The sequence below is a fragment of the Nonomuraea sp. NPDC052265 genome, from assembly GCF_044547985.1.
Taxonomy (GTDB): Bacteria; Actinomycetota; Actinomycetes; order Streptosporangiales; family Streptosporangiaceae; genus Nonomuraea.
The window spans coordinates 240,109-260,404 of record NZ_JBIUBJ010000011.1; the positions used below are offsets into that span (position 1 = coordinate 240,109).

Annotated in this window: 21 protein-coding genes; 9 read left to right on the forward strand and 12 right to left on the reverse strand. The window is 70.1% G+C overall.

Features of this window, described 5'->3' with window-relative positions:
- Nucleotides 1-41: 41 nt before the first annotated feature.
- From ACIHAD_RS30000 to ACIHAD_RS30025, 6 genes are all read right to left on the reverse strand, one after another.
- Nucleotides 42-986, reverse strand: a complete 945-nt coding sequence (locus ACIHAD_RS30000) for a hypothetical protein (protein ID WP_397357981.1) — start codon at nt 984-986, stop codon at nt 42-44.
- A 191-nt stretch (nt 987-1,177) separates the two neighbouring features.
- Nucleotides 1,178-2,119: an NADH-quinone oxidoreductase subunit NuoH gene (nuoH, locus tag ACIHAD_RS30005; RefSeq protein ID WP_397357982.1), complete on the reverse strand. Its 942-nt coding sequence runs from the start codon at nt 2,117-2,119 to the stop codon at nt 1,178-1,180.
- Nucleotides 2,112-2,654, reverse strand: a complete 543-nt coding sequence (locus ACIHAD_RS30010) for an NADH-quinone oxidoreductase subunit C (protein WP_397357983.1) — start codon at nt 2,652-2,654, stop codon at nt 2,112-2,114. Before ACIHAD_RS30010 ends, nuoH begins: the two co-directional genes overlap by 8 nt.
- Nucleotides 2,651-3,166, reverse strand: a complete 516-nt coding sequence (locus ACIHAD_RS30015; RefSeq protein ID WP_397358048.1) for an NADH-quinone oxidoreductase subunit B — start codon at nt 3,164-3,166, stop codon at nt 2,651-2,653. The genes ACIHAD_RS30010 and ACIHAD_RS30015 overlap by 4 nt, the downstream gene beginning before the upstream one ends.
- A 72-nt stretch (nt 3,167-3,238) precedes the next feature.
- The gene (locus ACIHAD_RS30020) at nt 3,239-4,384 is read right to left on the reverse strand and encodes a M48 family metallopeptidase (protein ID WP_397357984.1); all 1,146 of its coding nucleotides are present in this window, start codon (nt 4,382-4,384) and stop codon (nt 3,239-3,241) included.
- A 44-nt stretch (nt 4,385-4,428) separates the two neighbouring features.
- Nucleotides 4,429-4,800: an NADH-quinone oxidoreductase subunit A gene (locus ACIHAD_RS30025; RefSeq protein ID WP_397357986.1), complete on the reverse strand. Its 372-nt coding sequence runs from the start codon at nt 4,798-4,800 to the stop codon at nt 4,429-4,431.
- A gap of 103 nt (nt 4,801-4,903) precedes the next feature.
- Here ACIHAD_RS30025 and ACIHAD_RS30030 point away from each other — a divergent pair, with 103 nt between their 5' ends.
- The 6 genes from ACIHAD_RS30030 to ACIHAD_RS30055 all read left to right on the forward strand — a co-directional run bounded on the left by ACIHAD_RS30030 (nt 4,904) and on the right by ACIHAD_RS30055 (nt 11,186).
- Nucleotides 4,904-6,358: a polysaccharide deacetylase family protein gene (locus tag ACIHAD_RS30030; protein ID WP_397357988.1), complete on the forward strand. Its 1,455-nt coding sequence runs from the start codon at nt 4,904-4,906 to the stop codon at nt 6,356-6,358.
- 33 nt (nt 6,359-6,391) lie between these two features.
- Nucleotides 6,392-6,481, forward strand: a complete 90-nt coding sequence (locus tag ACIHAD_RS30035) for a putative leader peptide (RefSeq protein WP_397357989.1) — start codon at nt 6,392-6,394, stop codon at nt 6,479-6,481.
- A 120-nt stretch (nt 6,482-6,601) separates the two neighbouring features.
- The gene (locus ACIHAD_RS30040) at nt 6,602-8,446 is read left to right on the forward strand and encodes a 2-oxoacid:acceptor oxidoreductase subunit alpha (protein ID WP_397357990.1); all 1,845 of its coding nucleotides are present in this window, start codon (nt 6,602-6,604) and stop codon (nt 8,444-8,446) included.
- Nucleotides 8,439-9,485, forward strand: coding sequence for a 2-oxoacid:ferredoxin oxidoreductase subunit beta (locus tag ACIHAD_RS30045; RefSeq protein WP_397173030.1), 1,047 nt, complete (start codon nt 8,439-8,441; stop codon nt 9,483-9,485). Before ACIHAD_RS30040 ends, ACIHAD_RS30045 begins: the two co-directional genes overlap by 8 nt.
- Nucleotides 9,486-9,546: 61 nt before the next feature.
- Nucleotides 9,547-10,470, forward strand: a complete 924-nt coding sequence (locus ACIHAD_RS30050) for an NAD-dependent epimerase/dehydratase family protein (protein WP_397357991.1) — start codon at nt 9,547-9,549, stop codon at nt 10,468-10,470.
- A gap of 59 nt (nt 10,471-10,529) precedes the next feature.
- Complete coding sequence (locus ACIHAD_RS30055; protein WP_397357992.1) at nt 10,530-11,186, forward strand: hypothetical protein; 657 nt, start codon at nt 10,530-10,532, stop codon at nt 11,184-11,186.
- Between the two features lie 3 nt (nt 11,187-11,189).
- Here the strand turns inward: ACIHAD_RS30055 and ACIHAD_RS30060 are convergent, their stop codons facing one another.
- The 3 genes from ACIHAD_RS30060 to ACIHAD_RS30070 form a co-directional block, all read right to left on the reverse strand.
- Nucleotides 11,190-12,584 (reverse strand): hypothetical protein, encoded by a 1,395-nt coding sequence (locus tag ACIHAD_RS30060; RefSeq protein WP_397357993.1) that lies wholly within the window; start codon nt 12,582-12,584, stop codon nt 11,190-11,192.
- Nucleotides 12,585-12,786: 202 nt separating this feature from the next.
- Complete coding sequence (locus ACIHAD_RS30065) at nt 12,787-13,707, reverse strand: hypothetical protein (RefSeq protein ID WP_397357994.1); 921 nt, start codon at nt 13,705-13,707, stop codon at nt 12,787-12,789.
- Complete coding sequence (locus ACIHAD_RS30070) at nt 13,704-14,519, reverse strand: 2OG-Fe(II) oxygenase (RefSeq protein WP_397357995.1); 816 nt, start codon at nt 14,517-14,519, stop codon at nt 13,704-13,706. The genes ACIHAD_RS30065 and ACIHAD_RS30070 overlap by 4 nt, the downstream gene beginning before the upstream one ends.
- 106 nt (nt 14,520-14,625) lie before the next feature.
- On the opposite strand from ACIHAD_RS30070, the gene ACIHAD_RS30075 reads away from it, so the two are divergent.
- Together ACIHAD_RS30075 and ACIHAD_RS30080 are read left to right on the forward strand one after the other, a co-directional pair.
- Nucleotides 14,626-15,549, forward strand: coding sequence for a glycosyltransferase family 2 protein (locus ACIHAD_RS30075; protein WP_397357996.1), 924 nt, complete (start codon nt 14,626-14,628; stop codon nt 15,547-15,549).
- A 31-nt stretch (nt 15,550-15,580) separates the two neighbouring features.
- Entirely contained in the window at nt 15,581-16,129 is a 549-nt protein-coding gene (locus tag ACIHAD_RS30080; RefSeq protein ID WP_397357997.1) for a dTDP-4-dehydrorhamnose 3,5-epimerase family protein, read from the forward strand.
- Here the strand turns inward: ACIHAD_RS30080 and ACIHAD_RS30085 are convergent.
- From ACIHAD_RS30085 to ACIHAD_RS30095, 3 genes are read right to left on the reverse strand one after another with little or no spacing between them, the layout of a single operon-like run.
- On the reverse strand, nt 16,018-17,412 hold the full coding sequence (locus ACIHAD_RS30085; RefSeq protein WP_397357998.1) for an O-antigen ligase family protein: 1,395 nt from the start codon (nt 17,410-17,412) through the stop codon (nt 16,018-16,020). The two genes, ACIHAD_RS30080 and ACIHAD_RS30085, sit on opposite strands and share 112 nt — an antisense overlap.
- Nucleotides 17,409-18,140, reverse strand: coding sequence for a hypothetical protein (locus tag ACIHAD_RS30090; RefSeq protein ID WP_397357999.1), 732 nt, complete (start codon nt 18,138-18,140; stop codon nt 17,409-17,411). The genes ACIHAD_RS30085 and ACIHAD_RS30090 overlap by 4 nt, the downstream gene beginning before the upstream one ends.
- A 9-nt stretch (nt 18,141-18,149) precedes the next feature.
- Nucleotides 18,150-19,022: a hypothetical protein gene (locus ACIHAD_RS30095; RefSeq protein ID WP_397358000.1), complete on the reverse strand. Its 873-nt coding sequence runs from the start codon at nt 19,020-19,022 to the stop codon at nt 18,150-18,152.
- A gap of 142 nt (nt 19,023-19,164) precedes the next feature.
- Here ACIHAD_RS30095 and ACIHAD_RS30100 point away from each other — a divergent pair, with 142 nt between their 5' ends.
- Complete coding sequence (locus ACIHAD_RS30100) at nt 19,165-20,292, forward strand: acyltransferase family protein (protein WP_397358001.1); 1,128 nt, start codon at nt 19,165-19,167, stop codon at nt 20,290-20,292.
- Nucleotides 20,293-20,296: the final 4 nt, after the last annotated feature.

A 20,296-nucleotide genomic window follows, 5' to 3' on the forward strand; every position in this document is an offset into this window, starting at 1 on the left:
CCGAGTACGTCAACCCCGGCTCAGAGGGGCGGACGCGAGGGTCAGGGGAAGGCTTGGGGGCAGTGGGTGGTGAGGGTCAGGTATTCGTCGCGGGGGATGCGGTGCATTGCCAGGCCCAGTCCGTGGCGTTCGGTGAAGCGGTGGAGAGCGGCGGGGTCCCAGCGGCCGGGAAGGTGGAGCAGGGGGTTCCCCGTGGGGTCGAGGAGGAAGATGCCGGACAGGTCGTCGTGGCGGTACCGAAGGATGCTGCTGCCCCGTTCGGCCGGAAGTTCGGCGATGACGCCCGAGCGCCGATACACCGACAACCTTCGGGACGACTTCATCCGCAGGTACGGCCCTCCCGGCGGCCCCACGATCAAGCCGCGCCCCGCCTGCCACCGACGCACCCCGCCCAGCAGGGGCCGGACGACCAACAGGGCAGGGCTGAAGGCGACCACCAGCCATTTGGCCTCGACCAGCTCCATCAGGACACGCCCGAAGGTGGAGAAGCCACGCCAGGCGCCCCACATTCCGATGGCCCCCAGATACACCATCACCCCCAGCCCGGCGACGCCCGCGCACACACCCAGCGCCAGGTTCCATCTGGCCGTCCGCGGCACCGGGATGCCGCGGACGCGCTCCCAGCCGGGGGCGCGGGCGGCGAGGATGCGGCGCGTGCGCTCGGAACCGTCGTCCCTGCCGTCTCTGAGCGGGATGCCGGCCTGGGCGGCGAAGTCCCGCAGGTGGGGCAGGTGCCAGTCGCCGGGGAGGTCCAGCAGGACCAGTCCGTCGGGGTCGAGGGCGGCGACGCCCGTCAGGACCTGCGACTTCTTTCCGGAACCGTCGATCGAGTAGTCGTAACGGTAGAGCGACGCGGGTGTCAGGGTCGTCGTACGGCCCCCGGCCTTGTCGGTGACGGTCAAGGTACGGCCGTCGGAGGTCAGGCTGACTTTCGGGCAGCGGGCGCCTTTCATCGCACCCGCGACGGGCAGGATTTGTGCGTTCACGAACCATCCCCTTCATCCGGGCCCCCTATGCCGGATATGACGGCTAAGGACGACATAAAGTTTCCACCACCGCAAACTCAGCCACCGCGAAACCCGACCGCCGCGAAACCCCAGCCGCCGTTAAGCCCAGCCGCCGTTTAGCCCAGCCGTCGCGAACCGACCCACCGCGAAACCCCCGGCCGCCGTGAAAGTCAGATGAGGACCTTCACCACGCCGGTGAGCGCGAGCTGGACGAGGGCCAGCGGCACCAGTCCGGCCCAGGCGAGCTTCTGGAGCTGGTCCTCACGCAGCCGCGGATAGGTCACCCGCAACCAGATCACCACGAACGCCAGTGCGAAGACCTTGACCAGGGTCCAGATCCAGCCCGGCAGGAACGGCCCGTGCCAGCCGCCCAGGAAGAGCACGGTGGTCAGGAAGGACAGGACGACGATCCCGACGTACTCGGAGAGCATGAACAGGGCGAAACGCATGCCGGTGTACTCGGTCATCGGGCCCATGATGATCTCCGACTCGGCGATCGGCATGTCGAACGGCGGACGGCGCAGCTCGGCCAGCCCCGCCACGAAGAACACCACGCCGCCGATCGCCTGCCACGGCAGCCACCACCACTGCCACGCCTCGACGATGCCGGGCAACGACAGCGTGCCCGCCGCCATCGCCACGGACGCGGCCGCCAGCACCAGCGGCAGCTCGTACGACATGAGCTGGGCCGCCGCCCGCATCCCGCCGAGCACCGAATACTTGTTGGCCGACGCCCACCCCGCCATGATCGCGCCGAGCACGCCGATGCCCATGACGGCGAGCACGAAGAACAGTCCGAGATCGAGATCGACGGCGACCAGGCCGCGGTCGAGCGGGATGACGATCAGCACGACCAGGTAAGGGACGAGGGCCACCCCTGGAGCGATCATGAAGATGCGGCGGTCGGCCGCGGCCGGGATGATGTCCTCCTTCTGCATGAACTTCACCCCGTCGGCGATGAGCTGCGCCCAGCCGTGGAAGCCGCCCGCGTACATGGGGCCGAGCCTCGACTGCATGTGGGCCATGACCTTGTGCTCGGTCTGGCCGACGACCAGGGGCAGCACCAGGAACACGACAAGGATGACGACGAAGCTCAGCACCACTTCAAGCATCAGGCGGACCCCAATCGGCCGGTACTCCGGGCGGAAGCGTCTTGCGGCGGCTCGGGGCGCCGTGCCCGGACTCGCCCGGCTCCTTGGCGCCCGGCCACGGCTTGGCCACGCGTGCGGCCAGCACGAAGTCCTTGCGCAGCGGATGGCCCTCGAAGCCGTCGGGCAGGAGCAGCGGCACCAGGTACGGGTGCTCCTCGAAGATCACCCCGAACATCTCGTACGTCTCTCGCTCGTACCAGTTCGCCCCCCGGTAGACGCCGACGGCGGACGGCAGGCGCGGGTCGGCGCGCGGCACCCGGGTGCGCAGCAGCAGCCGCTCGCGGGTGTCCAGGTTGTAGACGTGGGCGACGACGACGAGGGCGTCGGGCGGCTCGTCCACGCCGGCCAGCCAGTCGAAGAAGGCGTGGCCGAGGTCGTCGCGGGCGAAGGTCAGCAGCTCGATCCAGTCGGCGGGGGCGACGTCGATCGTGGTCTCGCCGTAGGACTCGCTGATCTCGGCGCGCTCGCCGAAACGGGCGGCGACGGCGGCGTTCACGCCTGGTCCTCGGAGCCGTGCGAGCGGGACCAGACGTAGCGGTCGCTGAGCTTCTCCTCCGCGATCTTCTCCTGGAGCTTCATGATCCCGTAGAGCAGGGCCTCGGGGCGGGGCGGGCAGCCGGGCACGTAGACGTCGACGGGGATGATCTGGTCGACGCCGTTGGTCACGCAGTAGGAGTCCCAGTAGGGGCCGCCGGTGTTGGAGCAGGCGCCGAACGAGATCACGTACTTGGGATCGGGCATCTGTTCGTAGAGACGCTTCACGGCGGGGGCCATCTTGTCGGTGACCGTGCCGGAGACGATCATCAGGTCGGCCTGACGGGGGCCGTTGGCGAACGGGATGACCCCGAACCGGATGAAGTCGTGCCTGCTCATGGAGGTCGCGATGAACTCGATGGCGCAGCAGGCCAGCCCGAAGTTGAACACCCACAAGGAGTAGCGCCGACCCCAGTTGAGCACGAACCGCATGGGTTTGGGCGCGAGCCTGGAGACAGGTCCGACGGTGGGCATCGGGAGATCCGTTGCTGCCATGTCGCCCATTCTTGCGCGAATCGCAGGTCAGGCAAAGGACGCACTCCCCGCTCAGCGGTACAGGGCCGCCTGGGCGTCCTCCTTGAGGCCGCGCGCCACGCGTTCCGCCGGCAGCGCCAGCTCCTCCTCGATCTCCTCCATGGCCTCCGCCCGCACCCGTGCCTCCGCGTACGGCAGCGTCGCCAGGTGCTCCCGCCGCAGGTGCGTGGGCGGATGCGTCCTGTCCACCCGTAGTTCGTCCAGCGCGGCCTCCACGCGCAGCCGTTCGATCTCCGCCTCCGAGATGCCGGCGACGTGGACGCGCAGTTCCTCCCACAGGTCCTGCCGGCCCACCGCGAGGGTCTGCGTGCTCAGGAACCGGACGGCGGGCACGACCCGCGTGCTCAGAGCATCCATCAAGGAGAGCGCCGCCTCGGTCCCGCCTACACGGGCCTCGATGGCGTCGGCGCGGTACTCGGCCCGCTGCGACGACCGGTAGAGCAGCAGCTCCAGGACGACGATGAGCCCCCGGACGGGCAGCCCGACGACCGCGAGCAGGCATTCGGCGGCCAGCTGGGACAGGCCGTCGCCCGGCCGCCAGCAGAACCGGGTCACCTCCCGCAGTTCGACCAGCGAATGCAGCGCGCCGCCCACGGCGAGCCCGTGCCTGGCGTCTCCGTTGCGCGAATGGGCCATCTCGTGGGCGAGCACCGACACGCGTTCGGCCGGGGTCAGGAGCATCCAGAGGGGGTAACCGATCTCCACCAGCGGGCGTCTGCGCCAGCCGTACGTGGTGAACCCGGCGTTCACGGCACCGCTGAGCACGACGAGGTGGGTCCGAGGCGCGCCGACCTCCGCGCCGACCCGGTCGATCAGCTCGTACAGGCGAGGGGCGTTCTCCCGAGTGAGCGTCTCGGCTCCCCCCGGGACGCGCACGGGACGGGGACGCAGCAGCCAGGCGAGGTCGAGCACTATCAGCCCGATCGGCACGCTGAGGACGGTGAACCTGGTCACCAGATAGACGCCGAGGGCCAGGAAGGCGAACGGGAGCAGGTGGACCAGCCCGGCGAGCACGTAACCGGCCGTCCGCGCGATCCCGGCCGATCCGCCCGCCCGGTCGGCGCCGCCGGCGACGGCGGCCCGGATCACGTCACGGTGGAGGCTGTGGACGACGGCTGCCTGCCGGCGCGCCGCCCATCCCTTCCCGGTGCTCGACATGGCTGACAAATGTGCCGAAACACCAAGCGGTCGTCAACAGCGATCTACGTCCAGCTGAGGACGCGTTTGCGCCAGGCGTACAGGATGCCGAGGGCGATGAAGCCGAGGAACACGAACATCTCGACCAGCGTCGTCACCCCGTAGCCGGGCGCGTCGAAGACCGTGGCCCACGGGAAGAGGAAGACGGCGTCGACGGCGAAGACGACGTAGAGGTAGGTGAAGACGTAGTAGCGGACCTGGGACTGCGCCCAGCCGTCGCCGACCGGGTCGACGCCGCACTCGTACGTGGTCAGCTTCTCGGGGGTCGGCCTGGTGGGCCGCAGGAGCCGGTTGACCATGAGGGCCCCGGTGACGATGGCGACACCGATCGCGAACAGCACGGCGACCAGCACGTAGGACCCGAAGTAGCCCTCCATGACGTGATCGTAACCCAGTCAAACCTCGGACCCCATAACCCCAAGACGGGGCAAAAGGGAAGATCCCCCACATACCCTGACAGACATGCACCAAACGCGATTCTTGCTTGGAATCGCTCTGCTGGCCCTCTCGGCCGGGGGCTGCGGGCTGGCCGCCGCCACGCCCGAGCGGGACGTGCTGGTCCCGGCAGAGCCGACGGCGATCGACTTCGTCGACCCCGCGACAGTCGTCGGCCTGTCCACAGCGACCATCACCAACAAGGACGACCACAGCAGATATGTGCACATCAGCTACCCCGAACTGGCCGACGCGCCGGGCCTGAACCGCGCGCTGCGCGCGGAGGCCGAGCGGCAGCTGCGCGCCTTCCGGGCCGCCAAGAGCGTCAACGGCGGCTACCCGCGCTCTGAGCTGAACGTGGACTGGCAGCTCGCCGCCCGTTCCCCGCAGGCCGTCGCGGTACGGCTGCGCACCGGCGAGTTCCTGGGCGCGAGCTGGGGCAACTCCACCCGTACCTTCTGGTTCGACCCGCGTACCGGCACGGCGTCCGGGTCCATGGCGCTGCTCGGCGGACAGCAGGCGCTCGACCGGCTCACGGTGCTGGTCAAGGAGCAGCTCAAGGGACGCGAGCCGCAGGTCGAGCGGGACGGCGTGCGCGCCGACCCCGGCCAGTTCGACTCCATGGCCTTCAACCAGAGCGGTGACCTGGTGGTCGAGTTCGACGACTGCCAGATCGGGCCGTGCTCGCTCGGCCGGGTCGCCGTGGCCGTCCAGGCGGGACGGGTGGCGCCGCTGCTGTCCGAGCTGGGACGCCGAGCGCAGGAGAGCGTACGGGAGGCCGCCCGCAGCGCCCCCCCTGCCGGGCCGGAGACGACGCCCCCGACCGGCCCCGAGGCCTCCAGCAACCGGGCCGGCAGCGTGAACTGCGCCAGGACCAAGTGCGTGGCGCTGACGTTCGACGACGGGCCGGGGCCGCGGACCGGGCGGCTGCTCGACCTGCTGGCCGCCGGCAAGGCGCGGGCCACGTTCTTCACCGTCGGGACGAACGCCGTCACGCAGCCGGGCCTGCTGCGCAGGATGAGCGCGGAAGGCCATCTGGTCGGCAACCACTCCTGGGCCCACCGGGACCTGTCGAAGCAGGGCACCAGCAAGATCTCCGACTCCTTCCGGCGTACCGACGACTCCGTCAGGGCGGCGATCGGGCAGGAGCCCACGCTGGCCCGCCCGCCGTACGGCGCGATCAGCAAGGACGTCCGCGACGTCGCCCGCGAGCTCGGGCTGTCCCTGGTCGGCTGGGACGTGAACTCCAGGGACGAGCCCGGCGCCAAGGCGTCGGAGATCACCGACCGCGTCGTGCGCAAGGCCCATCCGGGCGCGATCATCCTGCTGCACGACACCAATCCGGAGTCGATCGACGCGATTCCGGGCATCCTCAAAGAACTCAGCGGGAAGGGTTACACCTTCGTGACCGTTCCAGAGCTGTACGGCTCCGCAGCGATGCGCGCCGGACGCCTGTACGAGACGGGGAGCACGCAGTCGCGCAAGCAGCCCCTGACGTAGCACACGTGTTGGGGGGACGTATCATTGGCGCTCGTGACCCGAACCGTCCTCTTCGCACGCCTGCATGTAGACCTCTGCAGGCTCGCGTCAGGGCTGTGTCGTCGTTCTCCCGCCTGCCCCTGACTTCCGACCGCGTTACCCGCTTTCGCGGCTGGCAAACGCGTGACCTTCCGAGGATCTAGCATGGAAACAGAGAACGCGCCCAAAGCAACCGCGCCTTGGCGCGTCGAGGAGGACTGAGCTGTGACGAAGCAGGTCCAGCAACTCGACCGCGTTATCATCAGGTTCGCCGGCGACTCCGGCGACGGCATGCAGCTCACCGGCGACCGCTTCACCGCGGGCACGGCGGAGTTCGGCAACGACCTGTCGACGCTCCCCAACTTCCCCGCCGAGATCCGCGCCCCCGCAGGAACCCTGCCCGGCGTGTCGAGCTTCCAGCTCCACTTCGCCGACCACGACATCCTGACGCCCGGCGACGCGCCCAACGTGCTCGTGGCGATGAACCCGGCGGCGCTGAAGGCCAACCTCGGCGACCTGCCGCGCGGCGCCGACATCATCGCCAACATCGACGAGTTCTCCAAGCGCAACCTGCAGAAGGTCGGCTACGCGGCCAACCCGCTGGAGGACGACTCCCTGAGCGAGTGGCGCGTGCACGCGGTGCCGCTGACCTCGCTGACGGTCAAGGCGCTCGAAGGCTTCGAGATCTCGAAGAAGGACGCCGAGCGCGCCAAGAACATGTTCGCCCTCGGCCTGCTGTCGTGGCTCTACCACCGGCCGACCGAGCAGACGATCTCGTTCCTGCAGCAGAAGTTCGCCAAGAAGCCCGACATCGCCAAGGCGAACATCGCGGCCTTCCAGGCGGGCTGGAACTACGGCGAGACGACCGAGTCGTTCTCGGTCTCCTACGAGGTCAAGCCCGCCAGGCTGGCTCCCGGCGTCTATCGCAACATCTCCGGGAACCAGGCCCTCGCCTACGGGCTGATCGCGGCCAGCGTGCAGTCGAAGCTGCCGCTGTTCCTCGGCTCGTACCCGATCACGCCGGCCAGCGACATCCTGCACGAGCTGTCCAAGCACAAGCGGTTCGGCATCCGCACCTTCCAGGCGGAGGACGAGATCGCGGGCGTCGGCGCGGCGCTGGGGGCGGCGTTCGGCGGGGCGCTGGGCGTGACCACCACCTCCGGTCCCGGCGTGGCGCTGAAGGCCGAGACGGTCGGCCTCGCGGTCACCACCGAGCTGCCGTTGATCATCGTTGACGTCCAGCGCGCCGGTCCCAGCACGGGCATGCCGACCAAGACCGAGCAGACCGACCTGCTGATGGCCATGTTCGGCCGCAACGGCGAGTCGCCGGTGCCGATCGTCGCGCCGCTCTCGCCGAGCGACTGCTTCGACGCGGCCGTCGAGGCGGCGCGGATCGCGGTCAAGTACCGCACCCCGGTCATGTTGCTCTCGGACGGCTACCTGGCCAACGGCTCGGAGCCGTGGCGCCTGCCCGAAGTTTCCGACTTGCCCGACATTTCGCAGGAATTCACGACCGAGCCCAACGGCGAGGGCGGCGAGTTCCTGCCGTTCAAGCGTGACGCCGAGACGCTGGCCCGCCCGTGGGCCATCCCCGGCACGCCCGGCCTCGAACACCGCATCGGCGGCATCGAGAAGGCCGACGGCACCGGCAACATCTCCTACGACCCGGACAACCACGACCTGATGGTCCGCACCCGGGCCGCCAAGATCGCCGGGATCGACGTGCCCGACCTTGAGGTCGACGACCCCGACGGCGACGCCAGGGTCCTGGTCGTCGGCTGGGGCTCGACGTACGGGCCGATCGCGGCGGCCGTACGGCGCATCCGGCGCAACGGCGGCAAGGTCGCCCAGACGCACCTGCGCCACCTCAACCCGCTGCCGGCCAACACCGGCGAGGTGCTCAAGAGCTACGACAAGGTGCTGCTGCCCGAGGTCAACCTCGGCCAGCTCGCGCTGCTGCTGCGGGCCCGCTACCTCGTCGACGTGATCAGCTACAACCGCGTGCGCGGGCTCCCGTTCAAGGCCGAGGAGCTGGCCGGAGTCATTCAGGACGTGATGGACAGTGACTGAGCTGGTGAACGGGAAGGGCCTGAGCCTGGTTCCCAAGACCGACGTCAAGCAGGGGCTGAAGGACTTCAAGTCCGACCAGGAGGTGCGCTGGTGCCCGGGTTGCGGTGACTACGCGATCCTGGCCGCGGTGCAGAGCTTCCTGCCGGAGCTGGGGCTGCGGCGCGAGAACATCGTGTTCGTCTCCGGCATCGGCTGCTCCTCGCGCTTCCCGTACTACCTCGACACCTACGGCTTCCACTCGATCCACGGCCGCGCGCCCGCGATCGCGACCGGCCTGGCCGCCTCCCGGCCCGACCTGTCGGTGTGGGTGATCACCGGTGACGGCGACGCGCTGTCGATCGGCGGCAACCACCTGATCCACGCGCTGCGCCGCAACGTCAACCTGAACATCCTGCTGTTCAACAACAGGATCTACGGTCTGACCAAGGGCCAGTACTCGCCCACCTCCGAGGTCGGCAAGATCACCAAGTCGACGCCGATGGGCTCGCTGGACAAGCCGTTCAACCCGATCTCGCTGGCCATCGGCGCCGAGGCGTCGTTCGTGGCCCGCACGATCGACTCCGACCGCAAGCATCTTCAGTCGGTGCTGCGCGAGGCCACGGCCCACCGGGGCACGTCGCTGGTGGAGATCTACCAGAACTGCAACATCTTCAACGACAACGCCTTCGAGCAGCTCAAGGACCCGGCGGTCCGCGACGACATCACGCTGCGCCTTGAGCACGGCGAGCCGATCGTGAGCGCGTCCAAGGCCGTCGTGCGCGGCGCGAACGGCGGCATCGAGGTCGTCGCCAGGGACGGCGTGAGCGAGGAGCAGATCCTCGTGCACGACGCCCACAACCCCGACCCGTCGGTGGCCTTCGCCCTCAGCAGGCTCGACGAGCCGGCCTTCGAGCACGTGCCGATCGGCATCTTCCGCCAGGTCGACCGCCCGGCCTACGACGTGCTCATGGCCGACCAGCTGGAGGAGGCCGTGGCGCAGAAGGGCCCCGGCGACCTGAGCGAGCTGCTCATGGGTGGAGACACCTGGCGCATCGGCTAGTTCGTGTATTAGATGGAGCCGTCGGCCGAACGGCTCCATCTTCCACGGAGGTCAATCCACGATGTCGCATTGGCCTGAGGCCGTGGTGCTGGTGACGGGTGCGGCCGGGTTCATCGGATCGCACCTGGTCACGCGCTTACGCGCGCTCGGTGCGCAGGTGCACGCGATCAGCCGTCGGCCGCAGCAGGCCCGCCACGGCGAGATCTGGCACCAGACCCGGCTCGACGACGCCGGCGACACCTCGCGGCTGTTCCGGTCGGTACGCCCGAACCTGCTGTTCCACCTCGCCGGCGAGGTCACCGGGTCGCGCGGCGACGAGGTCGTCCGGGCCACGCTGGAGAGCAACGTCGTGGGCGCGGTCAACGTGTTGTCGGCCGCGCGCGAGCACGACGTCCGGGCCGTGTTCACCGGCTCGATCGAGGAGCCGCGGCCGGGCAACGACCACGCGCCGCCCTCGTCGGCGTACGCGATGTCCAAGTGGGCCGCCACCGGCTACGCGCGGCTCTACCACCGGCTCTGGGACCTGCCCGTCACCGTGCTGCGTCCCAGCATGGTCTACGGCCCGGCCCAGCCCGACACCAGCAAGCTCGTGCCGTACGTGACGCTCTGTCTCCTGCGCGGCGAACGTCCCCGGCTGACCAGGGGTGCCAAACTCGCCGACTGGATCTACGTGGACGACGTCGTGGACGCGTTCGTCCTGGCGGGCGAGTCCGGCAAGGCGGTCGGGCACACCCTCGACATCGGCACCGGCATACGGACCGCCGCCCACGAGATCGTCGAGCGGCTCTACCGCGTCACCGGCGCGAGCACGCGGCCCGAGTTCGGCACGGCGCCCGACCGTCCGCACGACATCACGCAGGTCGCCGACATCGTTCCGGCGGCGGACCGGCTCGGCTGGCGTCCTGCCACGGAATTGGACGAAGGGTTGCGCCGGACGGTCAATTGGTACGCATCCCAAGAATGTCACGAAGAAACGCGCACTTAGCCGGGCAGGCGAAATTCTGGGAGCATAGGGCTACTTATTCCGGCCGGAGGAGTCCCTTTATGAGCCGCCTCAACGCATTGCGCAGTCGTTTCGTGGACGCCCCCGACTCACTGGGCGCGAAGGCGCGGGCGCGAAGGTGGCAGTGGTTCGCCGGCCGCTTCCCCGACCTCGACCGGATGAGCGTCCTCGACCTCGGCGGCACGGCCGGGGCCTGGATGCGCGCGCCGGTCAGGCCCGCGCACGTGCACATCGTCAACCTCGAACAGCCGCCCGCCGACCTGCCGTCGTGGCTGCGGGCCGACGTGGCCGACGCCTGCGACCTGCCGACCGCGATCCGCGGCACCCGCTACGACCTGGTCTTCTCCAACGCCGTCATCGAGCACGTCGGCGGCCACCAGCGCCGGCAGCGCTTCGCCGACACCGTGCACGAGATGGCCGAGCGCCACTGGGTGCAGACGCCCTATCGGTACTTCCCGGTCGAGCCGCACTTCCTGTTCCCCGGCTTCCAGTTCCTGCCGCTGGCCGCGCGTACGACGATCCTGCGCCGCTGGCCGCTCGTCCACACCCCGACCTCCGACCGGGACGCCGCCCGGATGATCGCCATGGAGGTCGAGCTGCTGAGCGTGACCGAGATGCGGCACTACTTCCCGAAGTCGCAGCTCCGCTTCGAGCGGCTGGCCGGGCTGGTGAAGTCGGTCATCGCGATCCGCAGCTAGCGGCTAGTCCGAACCCATGATGGCGGCGCCGCCGCTCTCCCAGGAGTTGCCCCGCCAGACGTTGCCCGGCCCGTTCGCGTCCCAGTACGACACCGGGCCGGCGTAACCGCCCTTGGGCCAGACCTTGCGGCTGAAGACGTTGTCGATCACCTTGATGTTGGACGACAGGCCCTTCCGTCCGGCGCCCGCGTACAGCGACCAGCCGCCGCCCGCCAGGAAGTTGCCCTGGACGGTGACGTTCCTGGTGACGCCGAAGTCCTGGAAGAGGGCGATGGCGCCGGTCTGGTCGAGGGTGTTGATCACCGTGTTGTGCCGGATGACCAGCTCGGTGCCGGGGGCGGCGGTGCCGGTGGACATGATCATGTCGGTGTGGTCGCCGGAGTAGTACTTCGGGTCGTGCACGTAGGAGTCCTCGACCAGGCCCTGGTCGGTGAGGATGCCGTTGGAGATGGTGTGGATGTCCACGCGGCGGATCGTGATCATCTTGCCCTGGTTGAGTATGCCGAACTGGGTGCGGACCCTGCCGTTGCCGAAGATCTCGCTGTCCTCGACCTTCAAACCGGAGAAGCCCTCGCGCTGGAGGATGCCCCAGTAGTCGCTCTGGCCGCGGACGCGGGTGTTGCGGATGGTCACGTTGTCGGCCTCGACGGTGATGTCGCCGGTGACGTCCCAGCCGTCGATGACCTTGCCGTCCTCCTTGATGACGATCGAGCCGGTCTTCTTGATCAGGTCGGTGCCGCCGGGGACGCCGGTGTTGCCCGCGCCGGGCCAGCCGCCGCTGGGGGGCGGGGTGGAGGTGGGCGCCTTGGTGGGCGTCTGGGTCGGGGTGTGGGGCGGGCTCTGGGTCGGCGTCTGAGGCGGTGTCTTGGTGGGCGTCCCCGTGGGGGTCGCCGTCGGGGTGGCCGTGGATGTCGCCGTGGGGGTCGCTGTCGAGGTCGCCGTGGGGGTCGCGGGCGGGGGGTCGCTGGGCGTCGGGGTGGGGGTGCGGGTGTGCGTCCTGGTGGGCGTGGGGGTCGGGGTGCGGGTGGCCGCGACGGTCGGCGTGGCGGGAGGGGGCGCGGTGGGCGTCACCGAGGGCGTCCCGGGCAGGGTGTCGGTCGGCGTCGGGGTCGGGGTCGGCCGGTGCGTCGGCCGGTGGGTGGGACGGCGCGTCGGGCGCGCGGTCGGCTTCCTCGTGGGCCGCCTGGGCCACCACCACGGCTCCCGGCTCCGGACCTTGGTGGGCCGGGGCTTGTGGGTGGTGGGACGCGGCCGGGACCGCCGGCCGGCGGCGGCGTGCGGCGTGGCCGCGCTCCTCGCCCCGCTCGCGTCCGTCAGGATCGCCCGGGGCTCCAGTACGTCGGAGACGACGAGGCCGTACCCGCCGGCCAGCACCGCCACCACGGAGACACCGGCCAAGGATAACCAGCCGGTACGTCTCTTCCCTCTTCGATGCCGCGACACAGGCGACTCCTTCCGATCATGGCCGAGTCCCCCAAGGGGAGAGAGTAGCCATGCCGAAAGAAGAAGTGGTGCCTTTTACCGAAATAAACTCGTTATCCTCCAAATTCCCAACAAGCTCATCTTTTCCAATCATCACGGCAAATCCGACAAACGGTCGTTATCCCGGCGTTACCGTCTCGCCGCTTTCCCAGGTGTTGCCCTGCCACCGATTTCCGGGCCCGTCCTTATCCCAATATGAAACCGGCCCCGCCGCTCCCCCTTTGGGCCAGACGCGGCGGCTGAAGACGTTCCCGATCACCTTGATGTTGGACGACTTGCCCTTCACCCCGGCACCGGCGTACAGCGACCAGCCGCCGCCGGCCAGCAGGTTGCCCTCGACGGTCACGTCCTTGACGACGCCGAAGTCCTGGAAGAGCGCGATGGCGCCGGTCTGGTCGAGGGTGTTGATCACCGTGTTGCGCCGGATGACCAGCTCGGTCCCGGCGGCGGGCGGCCCGGTGGACATGATCATGTCGGTGTGGTCGCCCGCGTAGTACTTCGGGTCGTGCACGTAGGAGTCCTCGACCAGGCCCTGCTGGGTCAGGATGCCGTTGGAGATCGTGTGGATGTCGACCCGGCGGATCGTGATCAGCTTGCCCTGGTTGAGTATGCCGAACTGGGTGCGCTGCCGGCCGTTGCCGAAGATCTCGGTGTCCTCGACCGTCAGGCCGGTGCGTCCCTCGCGCTGGAGGATGCCCCACCAGCCCTTGGTGCCGCGCACCCGGGTGTTGCGGATGATCACGTCGTCGGCCTCGACCGTGATGTAGCCGGTCACCTCGACGCCGTCGATGACCGTGCCGTTCCTGGTCACCCGGATCGAGCCCGACTTGCGCAGCGCCACGCCCTCGGGCACGCCCGTGTTGTGCGCGCCGGGCCGGCCCGGCGCGGCCTGCTCGGACGGCGGCGGCGTGCTCGGCCTGGACGTGGCCACGGCGGGCGACCTCGTGACCTCGGGCCTGTCCGGCGAGCCGGTGCAGCCGCCCAGCAGCACGACCAGGATCGCGACGAGGCACCAGCCGCCTCGGACGTACGGCCTCACTCGCCCTTGGTCCTCCGGCCGCCGACGAGGTCGGCCAGCGCGGGCGGGGTCCAGCGCTTGGCGACCTGGCGCAGGTTGCTCTTCCACGCCTCGCCCGGCCGCTGCTTGAACAGCGTGGTGTGGCCGTCGGCGACCTCGGCCTCGGGCCTGCCGTTGGAGTAGTAGTAGAGCGCCATCGAACGGCGGGCCCGGTCCTGCGGGCAGGTGAGCGGGTCGGGGTGGCCGTGGTTGGCGTCGTCGGTCGTGGCGAACAGCACGAACCGGTTGAAGACCGGAAGGATCTTGCCCTCGCACTCGGTCATGTCCTTGTTCCACAGCTGGAGGTGGCCGCCGTAGCTCTCCTCCCACCCCTTGTTGAGGTAGAGCAGGCCGTTGAGCCGGCGGTCGAGGTTGAGCCTGCGGCTGCGGTTGAAGTCCGCGTGCACCTTGAGGAAGCCGCCGGGCCGGATCTGGTGCAGGCCGCCGCCCTCGAAGTGCGGGTCGGAGACCAGTTGCGTGATGCCGGTCAGCCGCTCCAGGAACTCGACGAACACACCGCTGTTGAACTCGGCCAGCAGGCGCCGGGTCGCCGGTCCCATGCGCTCGGTGTCGGCCAGCGCCAGCTTCACCTCGCGCGCGCTGTCGAACCGCTGCCAGGTGGCGTCGCGCGGCTCGGGGAACTCGTCGAGGACGGGCTCCAGCACCTCGGGCGGCAGGAAGTCGTCGATGACCACGTGACGGAACGGCGAGGCGGTACGGAACTGCTCGGAGTACTTGTCCGCGAGCGGGAACAACTCGTCCCGGCGGAAGGTGAAAGCCTGCAGATCCTGCATGGATTGTGTCTCCGTCTTCTACGACACCCGGCCCCTACCTCCTCATCGCCTCATCAGTGCCTTCTGTTACCTGTAACGATCCATTCCCGGCCGGCGATGGCGACATGTGACGCCCGGCCCTCCCCGAGTCGCGATCGTGATCGTGACCTACAACAGCGCGCCGGTCCTCGGCGGTTGCCTGGCCTCCCTGCCCGAGGGCGCGAAGGGGGTCCGGCTCACCGACGTCGTCGTGGCCGACAACGCCTCCAAGGACGACTCGCTGCGCCTCGCGGAACAGGTCGACGGCCTGCCCGTACGGCCGCTCCAGGTGGGCAGGAACGCCGGGTACGCCGCGGCGATCAACGCCGGGGTCGCCTCGCTCGACCTGGACGACCTCGACGCCGTCCTCGTCCTGAACCCGGACTGCCGCCTGCGCCCCGGCGCGCTGGCCGTGCTGGGCGCGGCCCTCGACCGGCCGGGCACCGGCATCGCGGTCCCCCGGCTGGTCAGCACCGAAGGCGTGCTCCACCACTCGCTGCGCCGCACGCCCGCCGTACGCCGCGCGCTGGCCGAGTCGCTGGTCGGCGGCCGGCTGGCGGGCCGGATCGGCACGCTGGGCGAGATGGTCGTCGACCCCGCCCGCTACGAACGTCCCGGCCCGGCGGACTGGGCCACCGGCGCCGCCATGCTCGTCAAGGCCACGGCGCTGGCCCGGCTCGGCCCCTGGGACGAGTCCTTCCTGCTCTACAGCGAGGAGACCGAGTACGCGCTGCGCGCCGCGGACGCCGGCTGGACCCTCTGGTACGAGCCCGCCGCCGTGGTCGAGCACATCGGCGGCGAGGCCAAGACCAGCCCGATGCTGGCCGCGCTGCTCACGGTCAACCGCGTCCGGCTGTTCCGGCGGCGGCGGGGCCGGGTCGCGACCGCGGCCTTCTTCCTGGCCGTGCTGCTCGGCGAGGCGATGCGGGCGGCGGCCGGCCGGCGTACGGCCAGGGCCTCGGTCGTGGCGCTGCTCAGGCCGTCCCGCCGGTTGCGGGCGCTGCCCGGATGAGCCGCGGGCCCTTCCACAGGAGAGGAACACCATGAGAGTCGAGCGACTGGAGCTCGAAGGCGTGCTGCTGTTCGTGCCGACGCCGAGCCACGACGACCGCGGCCTGTTCACCAGGACCTTCGACGCCGCTATCGCCGCCGAGCACGGGCTGGACCACACGGCGTTCATCCAGGACAGCCAGTCGCGCTCACGGCTCGGCACCGTCAGGGGCATGCACGGCCGGTCGGGCCGCGGCGAGGCCAAGCTGGTGCGCGCCGCCCACGGCGCGGTGCTCGACGTCCTGGTGGACGCGCGGCCGGGTTCGCCGACGTTCGGCTCGCACGTCGCCGTACGGCTGGACGACGTGACCTTCGCCCACCTGTACGTGCCGCCGGGCATCCTGCACGGCTACCAGGCGCTGACCGAGCAGGCCGACGTCTGCTACCGCATCGACAGGGAGCACGACCCGGCCGAGGACCTGGCCGTCCGCTACGACGACCCCGACCTCGCGCTGCCGTGGCCGTTGCCGGTGACCGCGATCAGCGAGCGCGACAGGTCGGCGGGCTCGTGGAAGGAGCTCAGGACCATCCTGTCCGCCTGATCGCGGCGTTCGAACCGCATCAGCGCCCCGGCCGCGCCGACGAGCAGGAACAGCACGCTGGTGATGCCGGGGAAGGACAGCAGGTCGAAGGTGGCCGCGCCGAGCAGCGGGATCACCAGGCAGGCGGCGATGGTCAGGCCGAGGTTGCGCACGTTCGGGTCGGTGCTCATGCGGCGTACCCGCAGCGCGACGACGATCCCGCACACGATCACGCCGACGAACCCGAGCACGCCGATCACCCCGGTCTCGACCAGCGACAGCAGGTACTGGTTGTCGAACACCTGGTGCTTGAAGGGGTACCAGGTGCCGAGGCCGCGGCCGAAGATCGGGCTCTTGGCGAACTCCCGCATCGCGAAGGGATAGTCGTGGGTGCGGTAGATGACGCTGCTGTCCTCGCCCGCGCCGGCGAACAGGTTGTAGAACGTGCCGATCAGGCCCGGCGCCAGGACCTTCATGAAGCCCAGGAACACCACGAACGCGCCGATGGTGACGATCCGCCGCCGGTTGGACCAGCCGAGCAGCAGGATCAGCCCCGCCCCGGCCAGGCCCAGCACGGCCGTCCTGGAGACCGAGAACATCAGGCCGGCCGCGATGACGGCCGCGCAGATCCACCAGCGGGTGGCGGCCTGGCCCCGGCTGCGCGCCTGGAAGCCGAGGTGGGCGGCCAGGGGCAGCAGCATCGCCGACAGCGCGCCGAACTCGATCGGGTGGCCGAGCGTGCCGGCGACCCTGCGCAGGTCGGACCGGGAGATCACGGTCGGCACCTCCTCGACCGAGGAGTGGCGCAGACCGGGGACGCGCATGTACTCGGTGAGGTCGAAGTCCAGCCGGAACTGCAGCAACGCGACGATCGCGGCGAACGTGCCGCCGATGACGACCGCCTTGAGCACGAAGTCGAGGCGCTCGCGGTTGCCGATCCCGTCGCACATGACCAGCAGCAGGCTGGCGTACCCCAGGTAGAGCACCAGCGTGTGGTCGGCGAGGTTGAGCTCGTCGGAGGGCAGGTAGCGGTAGGTCGTGTAGCCGTAGACGGCCAGCAGCAGCATGCCGTAGACGAAGATCGAGGTGCGGACCGGGTTGCCGCCCTTGGCGACGCCGGTCGTGCCGACCATCTGGGCGCACACCCACACCAGGCCCAGGAACAGGGCCATGATCTCGGCGGGGGTGAGCGAGAGCGGGAGCCCGGCGACCGCCAGGCGGGCCGGCAGGATCAGCAGGAACAGCACGAACAGGCAGGCCAGGGTGGCGCCGTCGGCACGCCGCGGCAGGACGGTCGCGCTCATCCTTCGCGTCCCGCCGGCGTCCGGGCGCCGTTGGTGAACGCGGGCTCGAACCGGACGGCACCGCCCCCCGGCCGGCGGCGCGCGCGGCGGTGCCGGGCGAAGCTCTCGACCGCGAAGGCGGCGAACAGGCTCATGAAGAACGCCAGCGCGCCGGTGATCACCGCGCTGCGCATGCGGCTGCCCTTCTTCTCGTCGGGCGCGGTCGGCGGCACCACGACGGTGGCGGTCACGTACGTGGTGGGCGGCGCCTTGACCTGCTGCTGCCGGGCCCGCAGCTCCTTCTGGGCCAGGGCGGTGACCTTCACGACGATGCCGTGGGCGAGCTCGGCGGTCGGCGCCTCACAGATGATCACGATGAACGGTGTCGCGGGCATCAGCTCGGGGTTGGTGCCACCGCTGGTGATCTTGAGGGTGACGTCGCCGCCGATGGGCGCGCCGACCGCGGCGGCCGTCCGAGGCGTGTTGAGCGCCTGGATGAGGATCGAGGAGGTCATGCTGAGCCCCTGGTCGAAGGAGACCAGCGGGTTGGTGCGCGGGTTGGGGAACTTGGGGTCGCTCGGCACGCTGCCGCCGGTCACCGGCAGCGTCAGGACGAGCGCCGAGCTGGAGATGTAGGTCTTGGGCGCGACGGCGAAGACGCCGAGGGCCGTCACGACCGTGAGCAGGAACGCGGGAGCCGTCACGTACCAGCGCTTGAACAGGATTTTCGCCGTCGCCCAGAAGTCCATGGCGAGCCCTCACTCCTCGCCGTCGTCCTGGTTCGCCTTCCTCGGCGCGGGGACGGGCGACAGCGGCCCGGCCCGGTAGGCAGGGAACTCCATGGTGGCCGAGCTGTCCTCGTCGAGGGCCTGGAACTCGGCGGGCTCGGGCCCCTGGGCCTCCACGGGCTCGGGCGCCGGAGCCGGGGTGGGGACGGGTGCCGGAACCGGGGGCGCGGCCCGGGGGGCCGGCTCGGGCTGCCGGAGCCGTCTCGGCTCCCGCCGGACCACCATGCCGTAGGCGATGCCGAGGCCCAGGAACAGGGTGAGCAGGGCGCCGCCGATCGCGCCCTGCCAGTTCACGCTGTGGTCGGCCTCCGGCCTGGACGGCGGCACGATGTCGGTGGAGGTGATGAAGGTGTTCGCCGGCGCGCCGAGCGCCTTCTGCCATCTGAACAGCTCGCTCGCCACGCGCTCGCGGGCCGCCATGAGGACGGTCGTGGCCTGCCGCGGGGACTCGCTGTCCACCCTGATGTAGATGTAGGGCCCGTTGATGTCCAGGACGTTGGGGTTGGTGCGCCCGTCGTCGATGGTGATCTCGGTCGGGCCGTCCTTGGGGGCGCCGAGCTCGGTCCAGACGTCCTGGGTGTTCATCGCCAGGATGACGATGCTGGCGCCGGTCTTGAGCGCGTCGTTGAAGGAGAGGAAGGGGTTGGTCAGCCCTTGCTTGGTCCTGTCGGTGTTGACCGTGCCGCCGTTCACCGGGGTCGCGAGGACGAGGGAGACGTCGGTCGTGTAGTGGGCCGGAAGGATGGCGTACACCGCGACGCCCATCAGGATCGACAGGAGGATCAGCGGCGGGCCTATCAGAATTCGTCGGAGAAGACCAAGGATCGCCTTCCAGAACTCCATTTTGGTACGTTCCCCCGCATCAGCGAACTTGCCCTATAGGGGACCATCGCACAATCACCGGCAGACGTTACATCCCCCCAGAACGGTTACATCGGCCGCGGTCATCGCGATAGACCTACGACTACGGCGACGGGGGCTTCTGGTGGGGCTGACATTCGAGCGTCCGGCGACACGCAGCAGGCTCGCCGGGCTCGACGGGTTACGCGGTCTGGCCGCGCTGTTCGTGGTCCTGCACCACTGCTGGCTCCTGTCGTTCCCCGGGTTCCCGGTCAACGACGCGCCCTGGTGGACGGGATGGCTGCTCTACGGGCACTTCGCGGTCGTGGTGTTCATCGTCCTGTCCGGGTTCTCGCTGGCGGTCTCGCCCGCCCGGTCCGGATGGCGGCTCGGGAGCATCCCCACGTTCTTCAACCGGCGGGCCTGGCGCATCCTGCCGCCGTACTGGGCCGCGCTGCTGTTCAGCCTGGTGATCGCGTGGACGGTCATCCCGCAGCCGGGGCAGCAGGTCCCCACCGGCCAGTCGGTCCTGTTCTACGGGCTGCTGCTCCAGGACGTCTTCGGCTCCCCCAGCCCCAACGGCGCCATGTGGTCGATCGCGGTCGAGGCGCAGCTCTACCTGGTCTTCCCGCTGATGGTGCTGGTGCTGCGCAGGTGGGGCGCGACGGTGATGCTCGGCGCGGTGACGCTGATCGTGGCGGCCGTGGGGGCGCTGGCGCCGTACGTGCCGGCCGTGGAGCTGCTGATGCGGCTGACCCCGCAGTTCGCCGCGCTGTTCGCCGTGGGCGCGGTGTGCGCCGGGGTGGTGCGGGCCTCGGAGCGCACCGGCCGGCTGCCGTGGCACTGGCTGGCCGCGGCGGCCGCGCTCCCGGTGCTCGCGCTGGTCGTGGTGGCCGGTCCGGTCTGGGTGGTGGGGCACTTCTTCTGGGTGGACCTCGCGGTCGGGCCCGCCGCCGGCCTGCTGCTGGCGGGCGTGGCGACGGGCCGGCCGGGATGGCTCGTACGGCTGCTCGACACCCGTCCGGTACGGCGGCTGGGATCGTTCTCCTACAGCCTCTACCTGATCCACGCGCCGCTGGTCGTCATGGTCAACCGGCTGGTCGTCGCCCCGCGCGTCCCGCCGGGGATGCCTGCCTTCCTCCTCACGCTCGCCCTGGCCGTGCCGGCGAGCGTGGGGGTGGCGTGGTTGTTCGCTTCCGTCTTCGAGCTGCCCTTCCAGCGGCACAGGGGCTGGAGGAGCCTGCGCGAGGCCGCGCGAGCGCGGTTCGGGTGACCCG

What these genes read in the sequence shown, in the direction of transcription:
- nuoH (WP_397357982.1), bottom strand. Translation starts at nt 2,119, where the DNA reads ATGCTTGAAGTGGTGCTGAGCTTCGTCGTCATCCTTGTCGTGTTCCTG.
- ACIHAD_RS30015 (WP_397358048.1), bottom strand. Translation starts at nt 3,166, where the DNA reads ATGCCCACCGTCGGACCTGTCTCCAGGCTCGCGCCCAAACCCATGCGG.
- ACIHAD_RS30020 (WP_397357984.1), bottom strand. Translation starts at nt 4,384, where the DNA reads ATGTCGAGCACCGGGAAGGGATGGGCGGCGCGCCGGCAGGCAGCCGTC.
- ACIHAD_RS30025 (WP_397357986.1), bottom strand. Translation starts at nt 4,800, where the DNA reads ATGGAGGGCTACTTCGGGTCCTACGTGCTGGTCGCCGTGCTGTTCGCG.
- ACIHAD_RS30050 (WP_397357991.1), top strand. Translation starts at nt 9,547, where the DNA reads ATGTCGCATTGGCCTGAGGCCGTGGTGCTGGTGACGGGTGCGGCCGGG.
- ACIHAD_RS30055 (WP_397357992.1), top strand. Translation starts at nt 10,530, where the DNA reads ATGAGCCGCCTCAACGCATTGCGCAGTCGTTTCGTGGACGCCCCCGAC.
- ACIHAD_RS30070 (WP_397357995.1), bottom strand. Translation starts at nt 14,519, where the DNA reads ATGCAGGATCTGCAGGCTTTCACCTTCCGCCGGGACGAGTTGTTCCCG.
- ACIHAD_RS30080 (WP_397357997.1), top strand. Translation starts at nt 15,581, where the DNA reads ATGAGAGTCGAGCGACTGGAGCTCGAAGGCGTGCTGCTGTTCGTGCCG.
- ACIHAD_RS30085 (WP_397357998.1), bottom strand. Translation starts at nt 17,412, where the DNA reads ATGAGCGCGACCGTCCTGCCGCGGCGTGCCGACGGCGCCACCCTGGCC.
- ACIHAD_RS30090 (WP_397357999.1), bottom strand. Translation starts at nt 18,140, where the DNA reads ATGGACTTCTGGGCGACGGCGAAAATCCTGTTCAAGCGCTGGTACGTG.
- ACIHAD_RS30095 (WP_397358000.1), bottom strand. Translation starts at nt 19,022, where the DNA reads ATGGAGTTCTGGAAGGCGATCCTTGGTCTTCTCCGACGAATTCTGATA.